This is a genomic window from Nitrosospira sp. CT, from assembly GCF_059489795.1.
In genome coordinates, this window is record NZ_JCAHZJ010000036.1 from 32,422 (window position 1) to 49,310 (window position 16,889).

Annotated in this window: 20 protein-coding genes and 1 tRNA gene; 2 read left to right on the top strand and 19 right to left on the bottom strand. The window is 53.8% G+C overall.

Going from position 1 to position 16,889, the window contains the following annotated elements:
* Nucleotides 1–174: 174 nt before the first annotated feature.
* Both AC52W5_RS05770 and AC52W5_RS05775 read left to right on the top strand, forming a co-directional pair.
* Complete coding sequence (locus AC52W5_RS05770; RefSeq protein WP_495670307.1) at nt 175–672, top strand: DUF4365 domain-containing protein; 498 nt, start codon at nt 175–177, stop codon at nt 670–672.
* Nucleotides 669–1,796 carry a hypothetical protein gene (locus tag AC52W5_RS05775; protein WP_495670308.1) on the top strand — a complete coding sequence of 376 codons (1,128 nt, stop codon included), beginning with the start codon at nt 669–671 and terminating at the stop codon, nt 1,794–1,796. Before AC52W5_RS05770 ends, AC52W5_RS05775 begins: the two co-directional genes overlap by 4 nt.
* A 99-nt stretch (nt 1,797–1,895) precedes the next feature.
* On the opposite strand, the gene AC52W5_RS05780 is transcribed toward AC52W5_RS05775, so the two are convergent.
* From AC52W5_RS05780 to AC52W5_RS05870, 19 genes are all read right to left on the bottom strand, one after another.
* Nucleotides 1,896–2,147, bottom strand: coding sequence for a hypothetical protein (locus AC52W5_RS05780; RefSeq protein ID WP_495670309.1), 252 nt, complete (start codon nt 2,145–2,147; stop codon nt 1,896–1,898).
* A 322-nt stretch (nt 2,148–2,469) separates the two neighbouring features.
* Nucleotides 2,470–3,744: a phage major capsid protein gene (locus AC52W5_RS05785; RefSeq protein ID WP_495670310.1), complete on the bottom strand. Its 1,275-nt coding sequence runs from the start codon at nt 3,742–3,744 to the stop codon at nt 2,470–2,472.
* Between the two features lie 98 nt (nt 3,745–3,842).
* A complete protein-coding gene (locus AC52W5_RS05790; protein WP_495670311.1) occupies nt 3,843–4,049 on the bottom strand; it encodes a helix-turn-helix transcriptional regulator in 207 nt (68 codons plus the stop codon).
* Nucleotides 4,046–4,279, bottom strand: coding sequence for a hypothetical protein (locus tag AC52W5_RS05795; RefSeq protein ID WP_495670312.1), 234 nt, complete (start codon nt 4,277–4,279; stop codon nt 4,046–4,048). The genes AC52W5_RS05790 and AC52W5_RS05795 overlap by 4 nt, the downstream gene beginning before the upstream one ends.
* Nucleotides 4,280–4,389: 110 nt before the next feature.
* Nucleotides 4,390–4,740, bottom strand: a complete 351-nt coding sequence (locus AC52W5_RS05800; RefSeq protein ID WP_495670313.1) for a hypothetical protein — start codon at nt 4,738–4,740, stop codon at nt 4,390–4,392.
* A 128-nt stretch (nt 4,741–4,868) separates the two neighbouring features.
* The gene (locus tag AC52W5_RS05805) at nt 4,869–5,918 is read right to left on the bottom strand and encodes an AAA family ATPase (protein ID WP_495670314.1); all 1,050 of its coding nucleotides are present in this window, start codon (nt 5,916–5,918) and stop codon (nt 4,869–4,871) included.
* Entirely contained in the window at nt 5,915–6,331 is a 417-nt protein-coding gene (locus AC52W5_RS05810) for a hypothetical protein (RefSeq protein WP_495670315.1), read from the bottom strand. The genes AC52W5_RS05805 and AC52W5_RS05810 overlap by 4 nt, the downstream gene beginning before the upstream one ends.
* Entirely contained in the window at nt 6,331–6,606 is a 276-nt protein-coding gene (locus tag AC52W5_RS05815) for a hypothetical protein (RefSeq protein ID WP_495670316.1), read from the bottom strand. The genes AC52W5_RS05810 and AC52W5_RS05815 overlap by 1 nt, the downstream gene beginning before the upstream one ends.
* Entirely contained in the window at nt 6,599–6,886 is a 288-nt protein-coding gene (locus AC52W5_RS05820; protein WP_495670317.1) for a hypothetical protein, read from the bottom strand. The genes AC52W5_RS05815 and AC52W5_RS05820 overlap by 8 nt, the downstream gene beginning before the upstream one ends.
* A gap of 289 nt (nt 6,887–7,175) precedes the next feature.
* The gene (locus tag AC52W5_RS05825) at nt 7,176–7,397 is read right to left on the bottom strand and encodes an AlpA family phage regulatory protein (RefSeq protein WP_133668688.1); all 222 of its coding nucleotides are present in this window, start codon (nt 7,395–7,397) and stop codon (nt 7,176–7,178) included.
* A 138-nt stretch (nt 7,398–7,535) separates the two neighbouring features.
* Nucleotides 7,536–8,219, bottom strand: a complete 684-nt coding sequence (locus tag AC52W5_RS05830; protein ID WP_495670318.1) for a hypothetical protein — start codon at nt 8,217–8,219, stop codon at nt 7,536–7,538.
* A 10-nt stretch (nt 8,220–8,229) separates the two neighbouring features.
* Entirely contained in the window at nt 8,230–9,435 is a 1,206-nt protein-coding gene (locus AC52W5_RS05835) for a tyrosine-type recombinase/integrase (protein WP_495670319.1), read from the bottom strand.
* Between the two features lie 178 nt (nt 9,436–9,613).
* A tRNA-Ala gene (locus AC52W5_RS05840) sits at nt 9,614–9,689 on the bottom strand.
* Between the two features lie 82 nt (nt 9,690–9,771).
* Nucleotides 9,772–10,671 carry an oxygen-dependent coproporphyrinogen oxidase gene (gene hemF, locus AC52W5_RS05845; protein WP_495670320.1) on the bottom strand — a complete coding sequence of 300 codons (900 nt, stop codon included), beginning with the start codon at nt 10,669–10,671 and terminating at the stop codon, nt 9,772–9,774.
* A 57-nt stretch (nt 10,672–10,728) separates the two neighbouring features.
* Nucleotides 10,729–12,045, bottom strand: coding sequence for a phosphoribosylamine--glycine ligase (purD, locus tag AC52W5_RS05850; protein ID WP_495670321.1), 1,317 nt, complete (start codon nt 12,043–12,045; stop codon nt 10,729–10,731).
* A 205-nt stretch (nt 12,046–12,250) separates the two neighbouring features.
* Nucleotides 12,251–13,825 carry a bifunctional phosphoribosylaminoimidazolecarboxamide formyltransferase/IMP cyclohydrolase gene (gene purH, locus AC52W5_RS05855; RefSeq protein WP_495670322.1) on the bottom strand — a complete coding sequence of 525 codons (1,575 nt, stop codon included), beginning with the start codon at nt 13,823–13,825 and terminating at the stop codon, nt 12,251–12,253.
* A 111-nt stretch (nt 13,826–13,936) separates the two neighbouring features.
* Entirely contained in the window at nt 13,937–14,179 is a 243-nt protein-coding gene (locus tag AC52W5_RS05860; protein ID WP_074975286.1) for a helix-turn-helix domain-containing protein, read from the bottom strand.
* Nucleotides 14,176–15,189, bottom strand: a complete 1,014-nt coding sequence (dusB, locus tag AC52W5_RS05865) for a tRNA dihydrouridine synthase DusB (protein WP_074975287.1) — start codon at nt 15,187–15,189, stop codon at nt 14,176–14,178. The genes AC52W5_RS05860 and dusB overlap by 4 nt, the downstream gene beginning before the upstream one ends.
* Before the next feature lie 318 nt (nt 15,190–15,507).
* Complete coding sequence (locus AC52W5_RS05870; protein ID WP_495670323.1) at nt 15,508–16,821, bottom strand: FAD-dependent monooxygenase; 1,314 nt, start codon at nt 16,819–16,821, stop codon at nt 15,508–15,510.
* Nucleotides 16,822–16,889 lie beyond the last annotated feature (68 nt).

Consider the following 16,889-nt stretch of genomic DNA (forward strand, 5'->3'; position numbering starts at 1 on the left):
AGCAGGCAACAAAAACCCGCTCGAGGCGGAACATTTCACACCTTGACAAACATCTAACGGGGCATGAAGCCAGCTAAATTTCTTCACCCCAACGTCGGGGGAAAACGAGCATTACTATAACATGACCATTCGTGCATCCTTGTGTATCATTATTGCGAGGGAGAGTTCGCACGCATGGACGAGAACAAGCAAAAGGAAGAGTTCAATTATGCGTACATCTCTGCGCTAGCAGCTCACGCCGGGTTTAACCGAGCAGACTTTAGGGTGGATAACGATAGCATTGACATCGTTTTTCAAGGTCGAGGCTACGTGGGCACGGTTCGTAACCCCCAGATTCAAATCCAGCTAAAGTGTACCTCGCAGAATCTGGTCGCAGATGACGTCATCAAGTTCTCACTTTCGCGGAAAAATTATGATGATCTCCGCGGTGAGGATGTGATCGCACCGCGGTATTTGGTTGTGCTCTTGGTTCCCGAGGACAAAGGTCACTGGATTCAGCACAACGGTGATCATATAGCCCTATTCAACCTGTGCTATTGGCTTTCGCTGCGTTATGCTGAGCCCACCAATAATACGACATCGATTACTGTTGACGTGCCACTGACACAGAGACTCACAACGGATGCGCTGCGCCAGATGATGTACCACGCAAGTCTTGGAGAGTCGTTATGAGCGAGGCTTCCACGCTCATCGGTAGTGTAAACGCTCAACAGCTGGAGGCATACCTTCAAAACAAGCTGTGGACGCAGGATGGAAAAATCAGGAGCATTGCAACTGTTTGGCATCGCCTAGACAGCGAAGATGCTGAGGTTGTGCTTCCTCTGGCGCCAACAGTTAAGGATTATAGACAACGTCTAAAAGACGCCCTTTCAGCTGTCGCTTCATACGAGCAGCGCCCTGTGGTGGAGGTTATTAGTGATGTAGTTCGATTCTTTGCGAATGTCATCACTGTGCGAGTAATCCACGCTGATACCAAGGATGGTACTATCCCAATCAATGATGGCGTGCTACTGATCTCGAAGGCGAAAGAACTCCTGTCCTCTGCAGCGATGTCCATTCATGCAAAGAGGAAGCAATTCACGGGCGCCCCCTCGAAGGATGCACGCGCATACGTGGATAGCCTCTTGTTAGGTCAAACTGAGGTCGGAAGCTACGTTGTCAATGTTATTGCCCCAGTTCAAGGCAATGCTGCAGTTCAGGCACAAACCGTTGACAAGACGCTACCCGCCGAAACGGTCACGCTAAACCTCATCACCAGCTTGGAAGCACTCAAACAGGCGAGCGAAGTCTATGAAGAACACCATGACTTGAAGGTGTTTGAAGCAGCAGTTCAGAAAGGTGCAAGCGCTAATATGTGTGATGCACTTCTTGGCTTCAGTGGCGCTGAACGGAATCGCTCCTTTGAGATCAAGATTGCTGCTTCTTCTAGTACGATGTTTACGAGCAAGCCTAGGGTCTTTGAGTTCGACGAGATTCACGTCGAGGCCTTGGCTAAGGCCTCGGACTACTATAAAGGTGACTACGTTCTTGAGAATCGTACACTCATAGGTTTCGTCAAGAAACTCAACAGACCAAAGGGTGATGACTTAGGAACCGTTACGATTCAAGCAAGAGTTGATGATGTGGAACGCAATGTGCAAATCGAGCTTTCTGGGGACGATTACCACAACGCTGTTCTCGCTCATGACAGACAATCCTTTGTTCGGTGCAGCGGCAACGTGCACGTGAAAAGAAAAAGCTCTCAGTTGATCAATCCCCACGATTTCGGCGTCATAGAGATCCCCGACTTGCTCTAGATAATGAGTTCGTCTTAGGCGCTATCCTACGATGTGGGGAAGTTAGATAAATCTGCGCTTCTCCACTTAAATTTTATCCATGCATTAAAAGGGACATTATTACCCAAACTCCCCATAAGGATTCTCTGCTCCATCGGTCTTTAATATCGAAACCTTGGACCGATCCGCCGGACTCATCCCCAGCTTCCCCAGCACAGCTTCTAAACGGGTCAGCAACGCCCTGTTGCCGGTCCAGTCCCCCTCCCTCAGTAGAGCAAGGATATGCGCTGCATGCTCCACTATCAGCCTGTCAGCGCGGCATAATACTCCGGGGTGAGTCAGTCCTACTATTTCATGCCAGCAGCCCGCCATTTGCTGAAACTTGATTTCGTAATTGAAAAATCAAGATGCGCTTTTATTTAAATAAATCAATGGCTTTATTACCTTCTATACCCTGCCATTTGAATTCAATTTGAAATATGGAATTTTTTGTCTGCGTGGGAAGGCGCGCGGTGTCCAAGGGAGAAAGCTTCAAAGTTTTGCCCACCCCCTACCCATTAAAAACCCCCGGTTTTCAGGCCGAGGGTTTCTTTTGCCAGCCGCGCAGCTATTGGAGTAGCGGCCGCTGGCTTTCGGGGTTGTCGCACTATCCGACTGATCGGGCTCATTCAAGGCTGAGCCTGCCTGCTCTTCGTTAAGGTCTGACGCCGGTTACCAGAGCCAGTGTTTTCGGATAGGTTGCCGCCACATCAAGGCGGGTATGGCAGGCAAATCCGATCTCACCGGTCCCCGCATGCAGTTCGCGTAATACCTGGATCGATACACCTTCCCGCATGAAATAAATCAGGTTAGAGAAGTTCCCGATATAAATCTCTGAACAATCGTTCGAGGTACCCACGGTCAGATTGTTGGGGATCTGACTGGTTGCAATGAACCTGGTATTGTCGAGAATAGGGGGCTGCCGGCGGGGTTGATTGGTGGTATCGAGCAGACCGGCCAGGACAGTCAGCGAACGGGGGCTCATGATCGCGGCTGTCGGCATGGGGCCATCCACCGCCAGAATCGACTGAATCGCAGAGATGAAGTTGGCATATGCTGTAGTGGCAAGGGAGGCGCCATTGGCCCCATTGGTTACAGTCTGGATGCCAGTAGTATTCAAGATGCCCTTGATCTCTGGCGCCGTGCCACTACCCCTTAAGCCAGCCCGATCTATCTCCTTGGCGAATGCCTGGGCAATCGCTATGGTAAGCGCCTGGTCGAGGTTATCTGAATCCGCTAGCAGTTCCCGGCTTACCTTGAACTGGAAGCTCAAGGATTGAGGCGTGATGTCCACTGCGCGGAAGGTAGGCTCGCTGGTGGCGAGAGTACCGGCTTCCAGGCGCCACGCTGCCGAAGGTACGGTATCGATCGCAGCTATCCGGTAGTTCTTCGCTCCTTCTTCCAGCTTGGCTACACCTGCACCGGCGGTAAGCAGCGCGCTTGCAGGGACCATAGCATGGAGAAGCTGGAGCTGCAGATAAGAGGGAAGAGTAAAACCGCCTGCACTGTCCGTGCCGATCTGGAGCGAATTGCGCACCGTATCGGTAATTTTCATACCACCTACGCCGCGGAGAAACTCTCCCATCCCGGCCTTGGGGAGGTTGGAGTTGAATTCCCTATTGGGGAATGCGTTATTTAACTCAGGGCTGAATTTTCCATTCTTGGCATAAGCTACCGGGATTTTTCGTCCGGTATCGATGTTATGCCATTCCGGGGTACCGCCGACGTCTGTGACGCCGTTGGCGATCTGCTCCATCTTTAACTGATGGGCTTTAATCTTCCCATCTACGACCTCCACTTCAGCCATAGCCCTGTCATACTTTGACTGATGCTCAGAAGTCCATTCCGGGGTCTTTTCCTTGTTCACAAGGTTTTGTAGAACTGCTGTCAGTTCATCACGACGAAGGCGTAACGCCTGTATACTTTCCACTTCCTACTCCTTTGTTTATTTGGAGTTTTTATTGTCCAATAAAGCAATTGTGCGCCGCAATTGCAATATTGGTATCAAGTGGGAGCAACAGGCGCGGATCAAATATTTCTTAGGGATTCCACCTCTTTTTTACGCAGCCAGGCTTTGATATTTCGCACACGCACCATTCGTATGCCGGGTGTGAGCTCTATGAAACGAGGAAATGTTGGATCCTTCTTCATCAGGCGGCGCAATGTGTGACGGCTGATCCCCAGCATATCCGCCGCACCTTTCATCCTCAGGAGCTTGTCTTCAGTCTCATTCATTGCGTTGGTCCCTCTGAATCCAGACCGGCAACTAACACGGCGCGCTTTGTCTGCAATGCCGCGACATTCGCCTTCAGCATCGCCAGGCAGACCTTGCGGCCTAGTTCTTCGAATGGCTTGACCTCGATTAACTTATCCAGGGCTTGGCTCACTTCCTGACTGGTTTTTTCCTGGCCGAGAATGAAGTGATCCGTCAAAACTTCTATTGCACTATTCAATTCGTTATTCATCTGAATTTTTCCCTTTTTAGAAAAAATGATTACGTTTATGAAAGCGGACCTCCGAGCGCGCTCTAGAGCCATGTGGCTTAAAGAATACCCCACCCCCATATGCTCGCGGCTCATACTGTTTCTTCCCTCACGTCAGGAAGGCGCAGGTTGAGTTCTTTTGCCTCGGGTGAAGGGCAAATATTGCCTGCCGATTTAAATCGCATGGAAGAGCCCATAGACAGCGCATCCTGTTTCAGCGCCCTGAAACAAACCAGTGCGTTATCAAAATCAGCTAGGGCAATGGCTAGCGCTTCGTCATGATCTTCCTCGGTAAAGCCGTGGAAGTCAGCGATGAAACGAACCAAATTGATGAGCTCTAACCGCGCAACATCCACCCCCTGTTTTTGGGGAGCTTGTTGCGTGTCTTTTTGGGAGCTTGTTGCGTGGTTGTTGCATAGCTTGTTGCGTGCTAGATCGAGCAATGACGCGGGTTTAACGGGTGGTTGTTGCGTGCTTGTTGCATAGCTTGTTGCGTAATATAGGGGTGGTTGTTGCGTGTTGCATTCCCTAGGAGACGCAACATGCAACAAGCTCCTGTTTAACGGTGCATTCATTCCCCTTTACCCCCTTTCTGATACTGATTGCGCCCCTTGGCCGTGACCTTTTGTTCCAGTAACCCGGCCTCGTCTGCTTTGCGCCAGATCCGCATCACGGTAGATCGGTGGATGTTTAGCTCTACCGCTATTTCAGCCTGCGACAAACCCTCATTTGCCAGTGCCACAACCCTGTCATACGTTGACTCGGAGACAGGACGCCACGCCCAGGTACTCATGCCGTGAGAGTCCACAGTCAATTGAGCCTCTATCGGATCAACATCATTACCCGATAAATGCCTGGCTTTCTCGTAGTGGATTTCAAAGCAAGCGCCCGAGGCGGGGTCATAGTCGGCTGGCCTTCGAAGGGAGATAACAACATCCAATAAGTCCTCGCGCTTTGAAGTTCCGCGTTGTTGTCCGTTCTTTCCGCTATGGTGGATAAAGAGAATGCTTCGGCCTGCTTGTCTCTGGAGCAGGGCCCATTCAGAGACACTTACCCAGCTTTCAGCATCGTTCTCACGGCCTCCACCGCGCACCAAGCAGGAAAGGTTATCCAGCACTATGAGTTCTGCCTTTACACGTTCAGCAACATTGCTAATCGCTTGTTGCCCTTCCTCTGTAGAGAGGTCGGGCATTGCTCCGCTCTGCAGGTCAGGGGTGACAATAGAAAGAAAGCCCGGGTCGGGCTCTATGCCACTTGATGCAATGATTGCCGCAAGCCGTTCCTGCAAGGCTGGTGCAGGCATCTCGCCATCTACAAGTAAAACCCGTCTTGGCTTGTCTGCCTTCCAGTTAAGGAAAGTGCCGCCACAAGCCAGCGCGTAACTGATCCCCAGGTTGACGTGTGTTTTGCCGACCCCACGCCATCCATAGATCATGTTCAGACTTTGAGTCATCAGCCAGGGAGCCAGCATTGTGTCTCTCGGAGGCAACTCCATCGCTATGAAGTCGTGAAGCCCCACCACCTGCAATTGCTGCGGAGCTTTGATTACCTTGGCCAGAGCGGTAAAAGCGGCCTTTGCTTCAGGTGTTGCCTCTACGGTTTCCATCGCATTTAGCATCATGCGGCCTCCTGTATTGCAAGGTACGGCTTAAGGATTGCCCAGGCAGCGCCGGTACCGGCAAGGTCAAGCGCGAACGTTGCAAGGAAGCAGGGATTAACCTTGGCTATCTCCTGTACAACGGCATCCACTCGGTGCGCGTCTTTGTTGCGGTAGGCTATTTGAACAGGCAGGCCAGCCAGGAATATGAATCCAATCTCTACTGGGGCGAGATCATTTGGGATGATGATTCGGGGATAGGCCTTACCCAGATCCCAATCGAAAGCAACTATCACCATCCTGGAAGGTGCTTTTCCAGCTTCCCGGATAGTCATCAACTGCTTGCCGTAGGGCGGGAGTCGTTTATAATCTGATTGCGGTTTGTTTTGGAAATTCGCCCTGGTGCCCCCCAGGGCGTTTTCTTTTGTGAGGCTCATTATTCGCCCTCCCGATTGTCCCTAAGGGAGCCAAGCGCCCTCCCCATCAATTCGTCAGCCTTTTGGATTCGATCCATCATGTCTCTCATCACATAGCAAAATCCTGATGTCTGATCTTCATTGAGCTCAATCCCATGTCCAGCAGGACCGAGCCCAATAGAGTGAATGAATGAAGCAATGAGACGGGCTTCTAAAAGAAGGTCTGACGCATTAACCAGCTCTCTAGTTGGATTGGTTGGTAAGGGTTGCGCGAACGCATGGTTAGTCTTACTCATGGCTCGCTGCCTCCTTTTTGAGGTCAAACCTGAGGTCTTCCAGGCTTGTAGCTGCATCAACGAGACGCTCAGTTACGCTTTGCATTAGTTTGATGAGCGCAGAGCTTTCCCCGAATGAAAGGGAAAAATTTCCTTCTTGAGTATCCTGCACCCGCATCACGGACGTACATAGGAACTCGGCAAGGTCTGAAACCTCGTGCAGTTCCTTAATTACCGGGTCTAACTGATCGGGAGGGGTGAGTGAAACTAGCGCGAGTGCGCATTTGGATGCCTTGGGCATGGTATGACTCCTTACTAAGCGGTTTAAGTAATCCGCTCCCCGACGCCAATCGGGTGGGCGGACTCGTGCAGGTTGGCGTACCGGAGTAAGGACCGGCGAGCCCGAAGGCTCCCCACACGAGCCACCCATAAAGGGTGATGGCCATGCTACGGACGTAAAAAAACCGCTCAGCGGCGGTTTGTCCGCCTTACTTCCCGAGACGCCAATCTCGGCCTCTGAATTTGCAGAGGTATGGAAAGCATAATCCTGGTGTGATGCGAATGTCAAGGGAAACGCCATGCTCTTTCCCTCAACCCTCTTGCCGACTGGCAGTGATGCGGGATTGCGCCCACGCATCCACATCGGCGGCAGTCCATGCGGTAGTGTTAGCGGCCAGCTTAACTGGCTTTGGGAATTTACCTTGTTTCACCCAGGCCCAGATGCTCGAGCCTGATACGCTAAGGCGGGCTTTGAGCTGCGGCAGGCGGTAAAACTGTGGTTGGGGAGTTGTTTGTTGCGTTGTGTTTCCCATATTGCTTTCCTTTGCTACGGATCGCCCAGCGCCGCCCCGTGCGGCCCTGTATGGGAAAGCATTTAACTACATGGCAATAAAAGAAATAAGCCTACTTGCGAGCACGGCGAACTTTATACAAGGAGGGGGTACATCATGCTAGCAGGGTGTACCTTCGCGTTTGGCTGCCGCCACATACTGTTTCAGCTTTCGATGCGACAGGGGGAATGTCTTTAACAATTCATCAGCTGCTTTCTCGTTCGACAAGGATCGGGAAATATTGGCTTTCCAATATTCAACAACTTCATTCCGAAGCATGTAAGTTTCATGATGCCTCTTCAGAGCGTTTGCTCTAGCCACAAGTTTTTTATGCTGGATCCCTCGAATTCTCAATCGGTACCCCGCAAGTGCCTCCCGCGCTGCGAACACTGAATCGACGAACTCATCATAATCTTCTTTTTTCGTAAATCTCAGCGCAGCCATGTCTAGGGTCGCTGCCGCCATTCCCAAGACGGAAAACGCCTTAATAGTGTCGAATATCTGATCAGGTAGCCCGTCAAAACTAGCGAATGCGAGCCCCTCTAGACTTTTCATTTTGCCAATGCTGGCGTTCAGTGTTTCTGGCAGGGGCGGCACAAATTTTAATTTCTCCGACCCACCTTCCTCATTTCTGAAAGAGAAAGCAAAGGAGAACGATTGAAACCATGCCTTTTCTTCCTCACTTTTAAAACCGAGTTTTTCAAACTCCTTGTATATCTCCTCTTCGGAAGATTTGTACTGCTTCATTAGTGCTTCGCCGAGCAGTTTTAGATTGAAAGAAAGGTGTATAACCCGAGTCGTCATTTGCTCTATTTCACTCCGTTACAGGCACGGCTTCAGGGCCGGCTTTAACCCGGTCTAGGTAATTCGCCCACAGCTGCATCATCTCCCGACGCTCTTTTAAAAACTTCGTACGATTGTAGGCAGCTCCTAGGACATCGGGTACTTTATGCGCGAGTTGGTGCTCAATAACTTCAGGTTTTTGGTGCAGCTCTTCCGCCAGGATAGTGCGAGCCATAGCCCGGAAACCGTGTCCCGTTATCTCCGTTTTGGTGTCGTAGCCCATCCGGCGCAAGGCTGCATTGATCGCAGCATCGCTCATAGGCTTTTTGGGGTCGCGCCCCGGAAAGACATACTGCCCGGCTCCTGTCAGCGCCTCGAGCTCGCGGAGAATTGCTACCGCTTGATGAGCCAGAGGAACAGAATGTTCCGTCTTTGTCTTGGTGACGAAATAGCGCCATTCGGGTTTATCAAAGTCAATATCCTTCCATTCAGCGCGCCGTAGCTCCCCAGGACGCACGAAAAGCATTGGGGCTAGGCGTAAGGCGCACTGAACTACGAACGTGCCTCTAAAGCCCTGTATTGCGCGCAACAGCTCCCCGACCTGGGTAGGGTCTGTGATCGAAGCAAAATGATTCTTCCTGGTAGACGGAATAGCGTCCTTCAGATCCTGAGAGGGATCGCGCTCTGCCCGACCGGTGGCCACGGCATATCGGAATACCTGCCCGCAATTTTGCTTTACCCGGTGCGCTGTATCCAATGCTCCGCGGCTTTCGGTCCGGCGGATTACCGCAAGTAGCTGAGGAGGCGTAATGTCTGCAATAGGTTTATTCCCAATCCAGGGGAAAACGTCATTTTCCAGGCGGCTGATGATTTTGTCAGCATGGGAGGGCGCCCACTGCGGGGAAAACTTGGCGAACCACTCGCGGGCGATTGCCTCGAAACTGTTTGCTGCATTCTCCTTGCCTGCGCGCTTAGATTGCTGCTTAACCACGCCCGGGTCTACATCGTTTGCCAGCAGCTTGCGCGCATCGCCGCGCCGTTGCCGCGCAAGACTCAGGGAAACATCAGGATAAACTCCAAAGGCGAGTCGTTTTTCTTTTCCTCCAAAACGGTACTTGAATCGCCAATATTTCGAGCCATTCGGCATCACTTCGAGGTACATGCCCCCACCGTCCGCTATCTTATAGGGCTTGGCTTCTGGCTTTGCCTTGCGCACAGCCACATCGTTTAGCTTCATGACGAACAGGTGATTGGGGGCATCAATTCTGCATTGGGGGCATTTATGACGAAATTATGCCCCCTTTGATAGCTCGATTGCAATAGACGGGAATGAACGGCAGACAACAAAAAACCCGCGAATCTCTTGGATTTAAGCGGGTTCTATGTATGAAGCTGGACTACTTTAGACAGGGTATTGGTGGAGACGAGGAGGATCGAACTCCCGACCTTCGCATTGCGAACGCGACGCTCTCCCAGCTGAGCTACGTCCCCATTAATTGCATATTTTATAACAAACCGTTGCGCCGTAGTATGCCGCAAAGCAGCAGGAGTTTCAGCACTGAGCTATAACGACTTACACCCAATCCTTCCCGATCAGAAAGTCCGTGTATAACTTATCTTCCACGCTGCCCGACTCCGGCTTCCAGCCGTAACGCCATTTCACGACCGGGGGCAGGGACATGAGGATGGATTCAGTACGACCGCCCGATTGCAGGCCGAACAGGGTTCCCCGATCCCACACGAGATTGAATTCGACGTAGCGGCCACGGCGGTAAGCCTGAAAGTCGCGTTCGCGCTCGCCGTAGGGCGTGCTCTTCCGCCGCTCCAGGATCGGGACGTAGGCATCCAGGAAGTGATTGCCCACACTCTTCGTCAGATTGAAGCAGCTATCAAAGTCGGGTTTACTCAGGTCATCATAGAATATGCCGCCAATACCGCGCGGCTCCCTGCGATGCTTGAGGTAGAAATATTCGTCGCACCATTTCTTGAAGCGCGGATGGAAATCGTCGCCGAATGGTTGCAGCGCGTCCTTGCAGCTCTGGTGAAAATGTACTGCGTCTTCTTCAAAGCCGTAATAGGGGGTCAGGTCCATGCCCCCGCCGAACCACCATACCGGCTCGGCGCCTTCCTTGCGCGCTTCCAGATAGCGCACATTGAGATGCACGGTAGGGACATAGGGGTTGCGAGGGTGCAGCACAAGCGACACTCCCATTGCCTCGAAACTCCTTCCCGCCAGTTCCGGCCTCGCAGCGGTAGCTGAGGCAGGCAGCCCTCCCCCGAACACGTGCGAGTAGTTCACTCCACCGCGCTCCAGCACATTACCCTCTTCCAGCACGCAGCTCAGGCCCCCGCCCCCTTCCGGCCGCTCCCATTCATCACGGCGGAAGTGCTTGCCATCGAGTTTTTCCAGTCCCTCCACGATGCGTTGCTGAAGCCCCGTGAAGAACTCCCGGGCTTGTTGCGCGGTGCTCATGCGATCTCCCATAGACTTGTCTGCTGCTGATTCCTTTTTCTTTCACCCCGTCCACTGCTATTTACGGTGGTTAATGGCCCGATATCCGATATCAGAACGCATCTGGCAACCCTCGAAATGGATCTGCCCGGCAATCTCGTAAGCTCGGCGCTGCGCCATCCTGACGCTGTCGCCCAAGGCAGCTACACAGAGGACGCGTCCACCAGCCGTCACGATCTCTTCCCCGTTTTCACCGCCCCCTGTGGTACCGGTACCCGCATGAAAAACATGATAATCCTTTTCCGCTGGCAACATTGCAGGCAAGGTGGTCAGCCCCTGGATGGCATCGCCCTTGCGGGGAGAATCGGGATATCCGCTCGCCGCCATGACCACCGCCAACGCGGTGCGCCGGTCCCACTCGGCCTCTATCTTGTCCAGGTTCCCCGCCAGGGCATGCTCGATGAGAGTGATAAGATTGCTCTTGAGGCGCAGCAGGATGACCTCGGCTTCCGGATCGCCCATGCGGCAGTTGAATTCCAGCACCTTGATGCCGCCCCCAGGCGTAATCATGAGCCCGGCATAAAGAAAACCGGTGTAGCGCTCGCCTTCCTTTTCCATCCCGTTTATCGCGGGCTGGATAACTTCCCGCATTATTTTCCCATGGAGCGTCGGCGTAATCGACGGCGCTGGCGAATAGGCGCCCATGCCGCCGGTATTGGGGCCCTGGTCGCCTTCCTCCAGGCGCTTGTGATCCTGGCTCGTGGCCAGTGGCAAGGTATGGCGGCCATCGCTCATGACGATGAAACTGATTTCCTCGCCTTCCACAAATTCCTCGATCACAATCTTCGGTCCTGCCTTGCGTGGCCGCTTTTCGCCCAGCATCCTGTCCACGGCGGCATGCGCTTCTTCCAGCGTCATCGCCACGACCACGCCTTTACCTGCCGCCAGCCCATCTGCTTTTATCACGATGGGAACGCCCTTTTTGTCGACATACCGGTGCGCCCTGGCAGCAGAACTGAAGGTGGCATAGTCTGCGGTAGGAATGCCATGGCGACCCATGAAAGCCTTGGCGAAATCCTTGGAAGTTTCCAGTTGCGCCGCCTTTTGGGTAGGACCGAAGATCTTCAGGCCAGCGGAACGGAACGCATCGACGATACCTTCCGCCAGGGGCGCTTCCGGCCCGACAACGGTAAACGCCACCGATTCCTTTCTGGCGAACTCGATCAAGTCCGGGATCGCGGTGATGGGCAGGTTCTTCAGGTCTTTTTCGAGTTCGGTGCCCGCATTGCCGGGAGCGACAAATACGGTCGCGGGAAACCTTTTGTGCGAGGACTCGAGCAGCTTCCACGCCAAGGCGTGTTCTCGGGCTCCACTGCCGATTACAAGTAGTTTCATATCTCTTAATTCAGAACTGAAGGTAGCCTTGCAAGTTGACCTGTGCTAACCGCGCCTATCGGTATTGGTTGCGTTGATCGAGGTATTCATGAGAAAAGCAAAAATTGATAACCTGGAGGAAACAAAGAAATTCATATCACCAGGCATTCAACGCGCTATAGACGCACTTAGCGGCGCTTGCATCGGGCAACCCCTTTTCCATGCTTCAATGCCTGAAATGACGCACGCCGGTAAATACCATCGCCACCCCTTGTTCATCTGCCGCAGCGATCACTTCTTCGTCGCGTACACTACCACCCGGCTGGATGACCGCCACTGCGCCTGCCTGGACGACGACATCCAGCCCGTCGCGGAAAGGGAAGAAGGCATCGGAAGCCACCACTGAGCCTGCCAGGGTGAGCCCAGCGTTCCCGGCCTTGATCGAAGCAATGCGGGCACTGTCCACCCGGCTCATCTGCCCGGCGCCCACGCCGAGGGTCTGTCCATTGGCACAAAAGACGATTGCATTCGATTTGACGAATTTCGCCACCCGCCAGGCAAACAGCAAGTCCTGCAATTGCTGTGTCGTTGGCTGGACTTTGGTCACCACCTTCAATTGGTCCACGGTAACGTTGAGGCTGTCCGGAGTCTGCACCAGCAATCCTCCCCCCACACGCTTGAAGTCGCAGGCGTTGCTCCCCGTTTCAGGTGGTACGTCAAGCGACACGGTCAGCACGCGCACATTGGTTTTAAGCGCGAGCATCTGTCTTGCCTCGTCGGTCACTTGCGGCGCGATGATCACTTCGACAAACTGGCTCATCACCGCTTCGGCAACGGGGGCGTCCAAGGTGCGATTGAAAGCGATAATGCCGCCGAATGCGGAAGTGGGATCGGTTGCAAATGCAAGCTTGTAAGCCGCGAGTGGCGAATCGGCGACTGCCACGCCGCAAGGATTGGCATGCTTGATGATGACACAGGCTGGAGAATCAAACGTCTTTACGCATTCCCAAGCGGCATCCGCATCTGCGATGTTATTGTAAGAGAGCTCCTTGCCCTGCAACTGCCTGTAGCTTGCAAGGCTGCCGGGAACAAGTTGCGGGTCGCGGTAAAAGGCGGACTCCTGATGTGGGTTTTCCCCGTAGCGCAGAGGCTGCGCCAGGCTGAAATTGAGATTCAGGCGTTCCGGAAAGGTACGGTACCGTGCATTTTCCCCTTCGATGGAGGTGAGATAATTGCTGATCGCCCCATCATAGGTGGCTGTATGCGAAAACGCCTTGCACGCCAGCCGGAACCGGAACTCAGGCGTGACGGCGCCTCCGGCGGCCTTCATCTCGTCAAGTAACGCGGGATAATCCGCCGGGTCGGTGACTACGGCCACGCTCTGGTAGTTCTTGGCAGCAGCGCGCACCATGGTCGGGCCGCCGATATCGATATTTTCAATGGCCTCTTCCAGGCTGCAATCCGGCCGCGCCACTGTCTGGCTGAAAGGATATAGATTCACCACTACCAGATCGATGGCGGGAATTTCCGCCTTTTCCAGTGCGGACACATGCTCGGGCAAATCCCGTCTTGCCAGAATTCCCCCATGTATTTTGGGATGCAGGGTTTTGACCCGCCCATCCAGCATCTCCGGAAATCCGGTGTAATCCCCGACCTCGGTCACCTCAATGCCGGCATCCCTCAGCAGCTTGGCAGTGCCGCCGGTAGACAGGATGGCTATTCCGAGTTTGCGCAGTTCTTGTGCGAGTCCGACAATACCGCTTTTATCTGAAACACTAATCAGGGCTTGTTTAATCGACATTCGTATTTTTACTGAATCAGGATCGGGTCTGTGGCGTGATGCATTACAATCATTAACTGGCCCGCTTGGGACTGACCATTCAGGCGTGTAACGGCAGCTTTGCCTGATCGTCTATTTGATCTGATACTGCTTCATTTTATTGCGCAGCGTATTGCGGTTGATGCCGAGCAATTCGGCCGCACGGGTTTGATTACCCTCGGCTCGTTCCATGACCAGTTCGATCAAAGGCTTTTCCACGCTACGTATCACCATTTCGTGGATGGCATGCGGCTTTTCGCCGTCGAGATCGTTAAAGTAATCTTCGACTGTTTTGCGTACGCACCGCGCGATATCGTTTTCGTTGATTATGCTCATGCCACCAACTCCTCAGCCTCGACGTAGGTCAGCCGCCGCCCGTAGCCGGCAAGCTCACTGAAAAAGTCGTTAACCGCAGACAACTGCTGATCAGTAGACTGCAGCTGGTTCATGGCATGACGGAAACCCGCAGACCCGACCAGTCCCTTGGTGTACCAGGAAATATGCTTGCGGGCGATGCGCACCCCCGAATACTCGCCATAGAAGCTATACAGATCGTGCAAATGTGCGACGAGTACACGGTGAATCTCAGCCACTTCAGGCAGTGGAAGGTGTGAGCCGGTAGCGAGATAGTGACTGATCTCGCGAAAGATCCAGGGGCGGCCTTGTGCTGCGCGGCCGATCATGACGGCATCCGCTCCCGTATAGTCAAGAACATGTTTTGCTTTTTCCGGTGTCGTAATGTCCCCATTGGCGACAACGGGAATCCCCACCTCAGCCTTTACTGCCGCAATGGTATCGTATTCGGCATGGCCGGTATAAGCACAGGCGCGAGTCCGTCCATGGATGGCAAGCGCCTGGATGCCGGCATTCTCGGCAATGCGGGCAATGGAGAGGGCATTCTTGTGCTGGGTATCCCACCCGGTGCGAATTTTGAGGGTGACAGGCACACTCACCGCACCTACGACGGCATCGAGGATACGCCCCACCAGCGGCGGGTCCTGCAGCAATGCAGAGCCTGCCATGACATTACAAATCTTCTTGGCGGGACAACCCATGTTGATGTCGATGATCTGGGCTCCTTGTGTGACATTGTAGCGCGCAGCTTCTGCCATCATCGCCGGATCGGCGCCGGCAATCTGCACCGAGATCGGGTCCACCTCGCCTTCATGATTGGCGCGGCGCCGCGTCTTCTCCGAGCCCCAGAGGAGCGAATTGCTCGATACCATTTCGGACACAGCCATTCCGGCGCCCATGCTTTTGCACAATTGCCTGAAGGGGCGATCAGTCACCCCCGCCATAGGCGCCACGATAAGGTTATTTTTGAGAATATGAGAACCGATTTTCATGATTCTGAACTAGCCCGCCAAAATGCGGTGACGAGCAAGGGATGAGAATGGACGTAATTCTAACAGCTATTGCAGATTAGAGTAGCGGCCCTGCCCTTTCGATAAGGCCTCCGGAGAAGGGCCGCCGCGGCAACGAGAGAGTACCAGACGATTTATGGCGAGGCAAATCCATTGCTGGAAAGCAGATTTCGCCATGCATGCAAAGCCTTTTCCGGCGCGTTATCTTGTTTCAAACCGCTCTGGCCCTTATCCGTTTTTGCGATTCACGAATGGGCGGGGGAGACGGTGGAGCGGGCTTGCGCGATCTCAACCTCATCCTCAGGATCCACCTCTCGCGCCGAACATCATGCGCCGCGCAACGAACTTTTTGAGTTGCGGCAGGCAGTCGAGCGCGCTTAGCCCCATGCCGCGCACGGTGCCTAAGAAGGGATTGTCGTTGGAAAAGAGTTTCACCAGTGAATCCGTGAAGGTACGCCCCATGCTGCTGTCCAAGCGGCGCTTGCTGCTGTAGCGGCCAAGCATGGCAGGCGTACCGGTTTCAGCGGGAAACGCGATGATTTCCTCAGCCAGCTCCCAGGCATCGCGCAGGCCCAGGTTGAAGCCCTGCCCCGCAACCGGATGCAGGGTTTGGGCAGCATTGCCAATCAACACGGTACGGGAGGCGGTGACAGGAGTCGCATACTTGAGTGCAAGGGGGAAACCGGAGCGCTTGCCGGCTTCAATGAATTTGCCGAGGCGATCGCCGAAATGGCCGTGCAACCGCTCAAGAAAGGCGGTGTCATCCAGGCCAAGAATTTCCTGCACCTTGTCGGGAGAAACGGTCCATACCAGCGCAAAGCCATCACCCGCGGGCAATAATGCAACGGGACCCTCCGGAGTGAAGCGTTCATAAGCCACACCCGGTTGACGACCTCGAGGAGCGCCCTCCGCAGCCCTTACCTGCGAAGACTGCATTCCCGGTCTCGTTCGAATTCGGGCAAATGTTTGTTTCGTACCTGATAATTCCGTTCCGGAAGCCTGCTCCGCCAAATGCTCCTCAAAATGCTCGGTCTTTACACGCGCAACAATCGCCCATTGCTCGTAGTCATGCACCTGCTGCGTGATGCCTTCGATCTGCGCAGTGAGACGGCCCCCGTCTGCCACCACCAGCAGCCTAGCTGTGGCCTTTTTTGTTATCTCCCCATGCTTAAATTCCACCCGTCCAAACCCATCACCCGTTTCCATATGGGTTACCTGCGCTCCTGTCAGGCAATCCCTCTCGCACTTTTGAAGAGCCTTGTGCATCGCACGGAATACATCATCGTAATTCACTACATATCCCAGGGCGGGTACGCCTATTTCGCGGGCCATCATGACGGTCCGGCCGAGCCCGCCCTGGTTGGAGACATGGATGGTGAAGATAGGAGTAACGTCGGATAGGGTCTTCCAGACACCCAGGCGCTGCAGGACAAGCCGGCTGCCCTGGGATAATGCCAGAGGCCGCGGATCTTCCGCTTTTTCCGGCAGTCCGCGCGCCTCCAGCAACAGCATCGACAACCCGCTGTTCCGCAGCGCGAGAGCCAATGCCATGCCCACCGGACCGCCGCCGATGATAATCAGATCGTAGTCATATTGATATTGAGCGTCGACCATGGAAAAACTGACTTGTGAAGCGGATTTCTGTTATTGCCCCTAGTTACTACTGCTACTGCTGCTGCCAA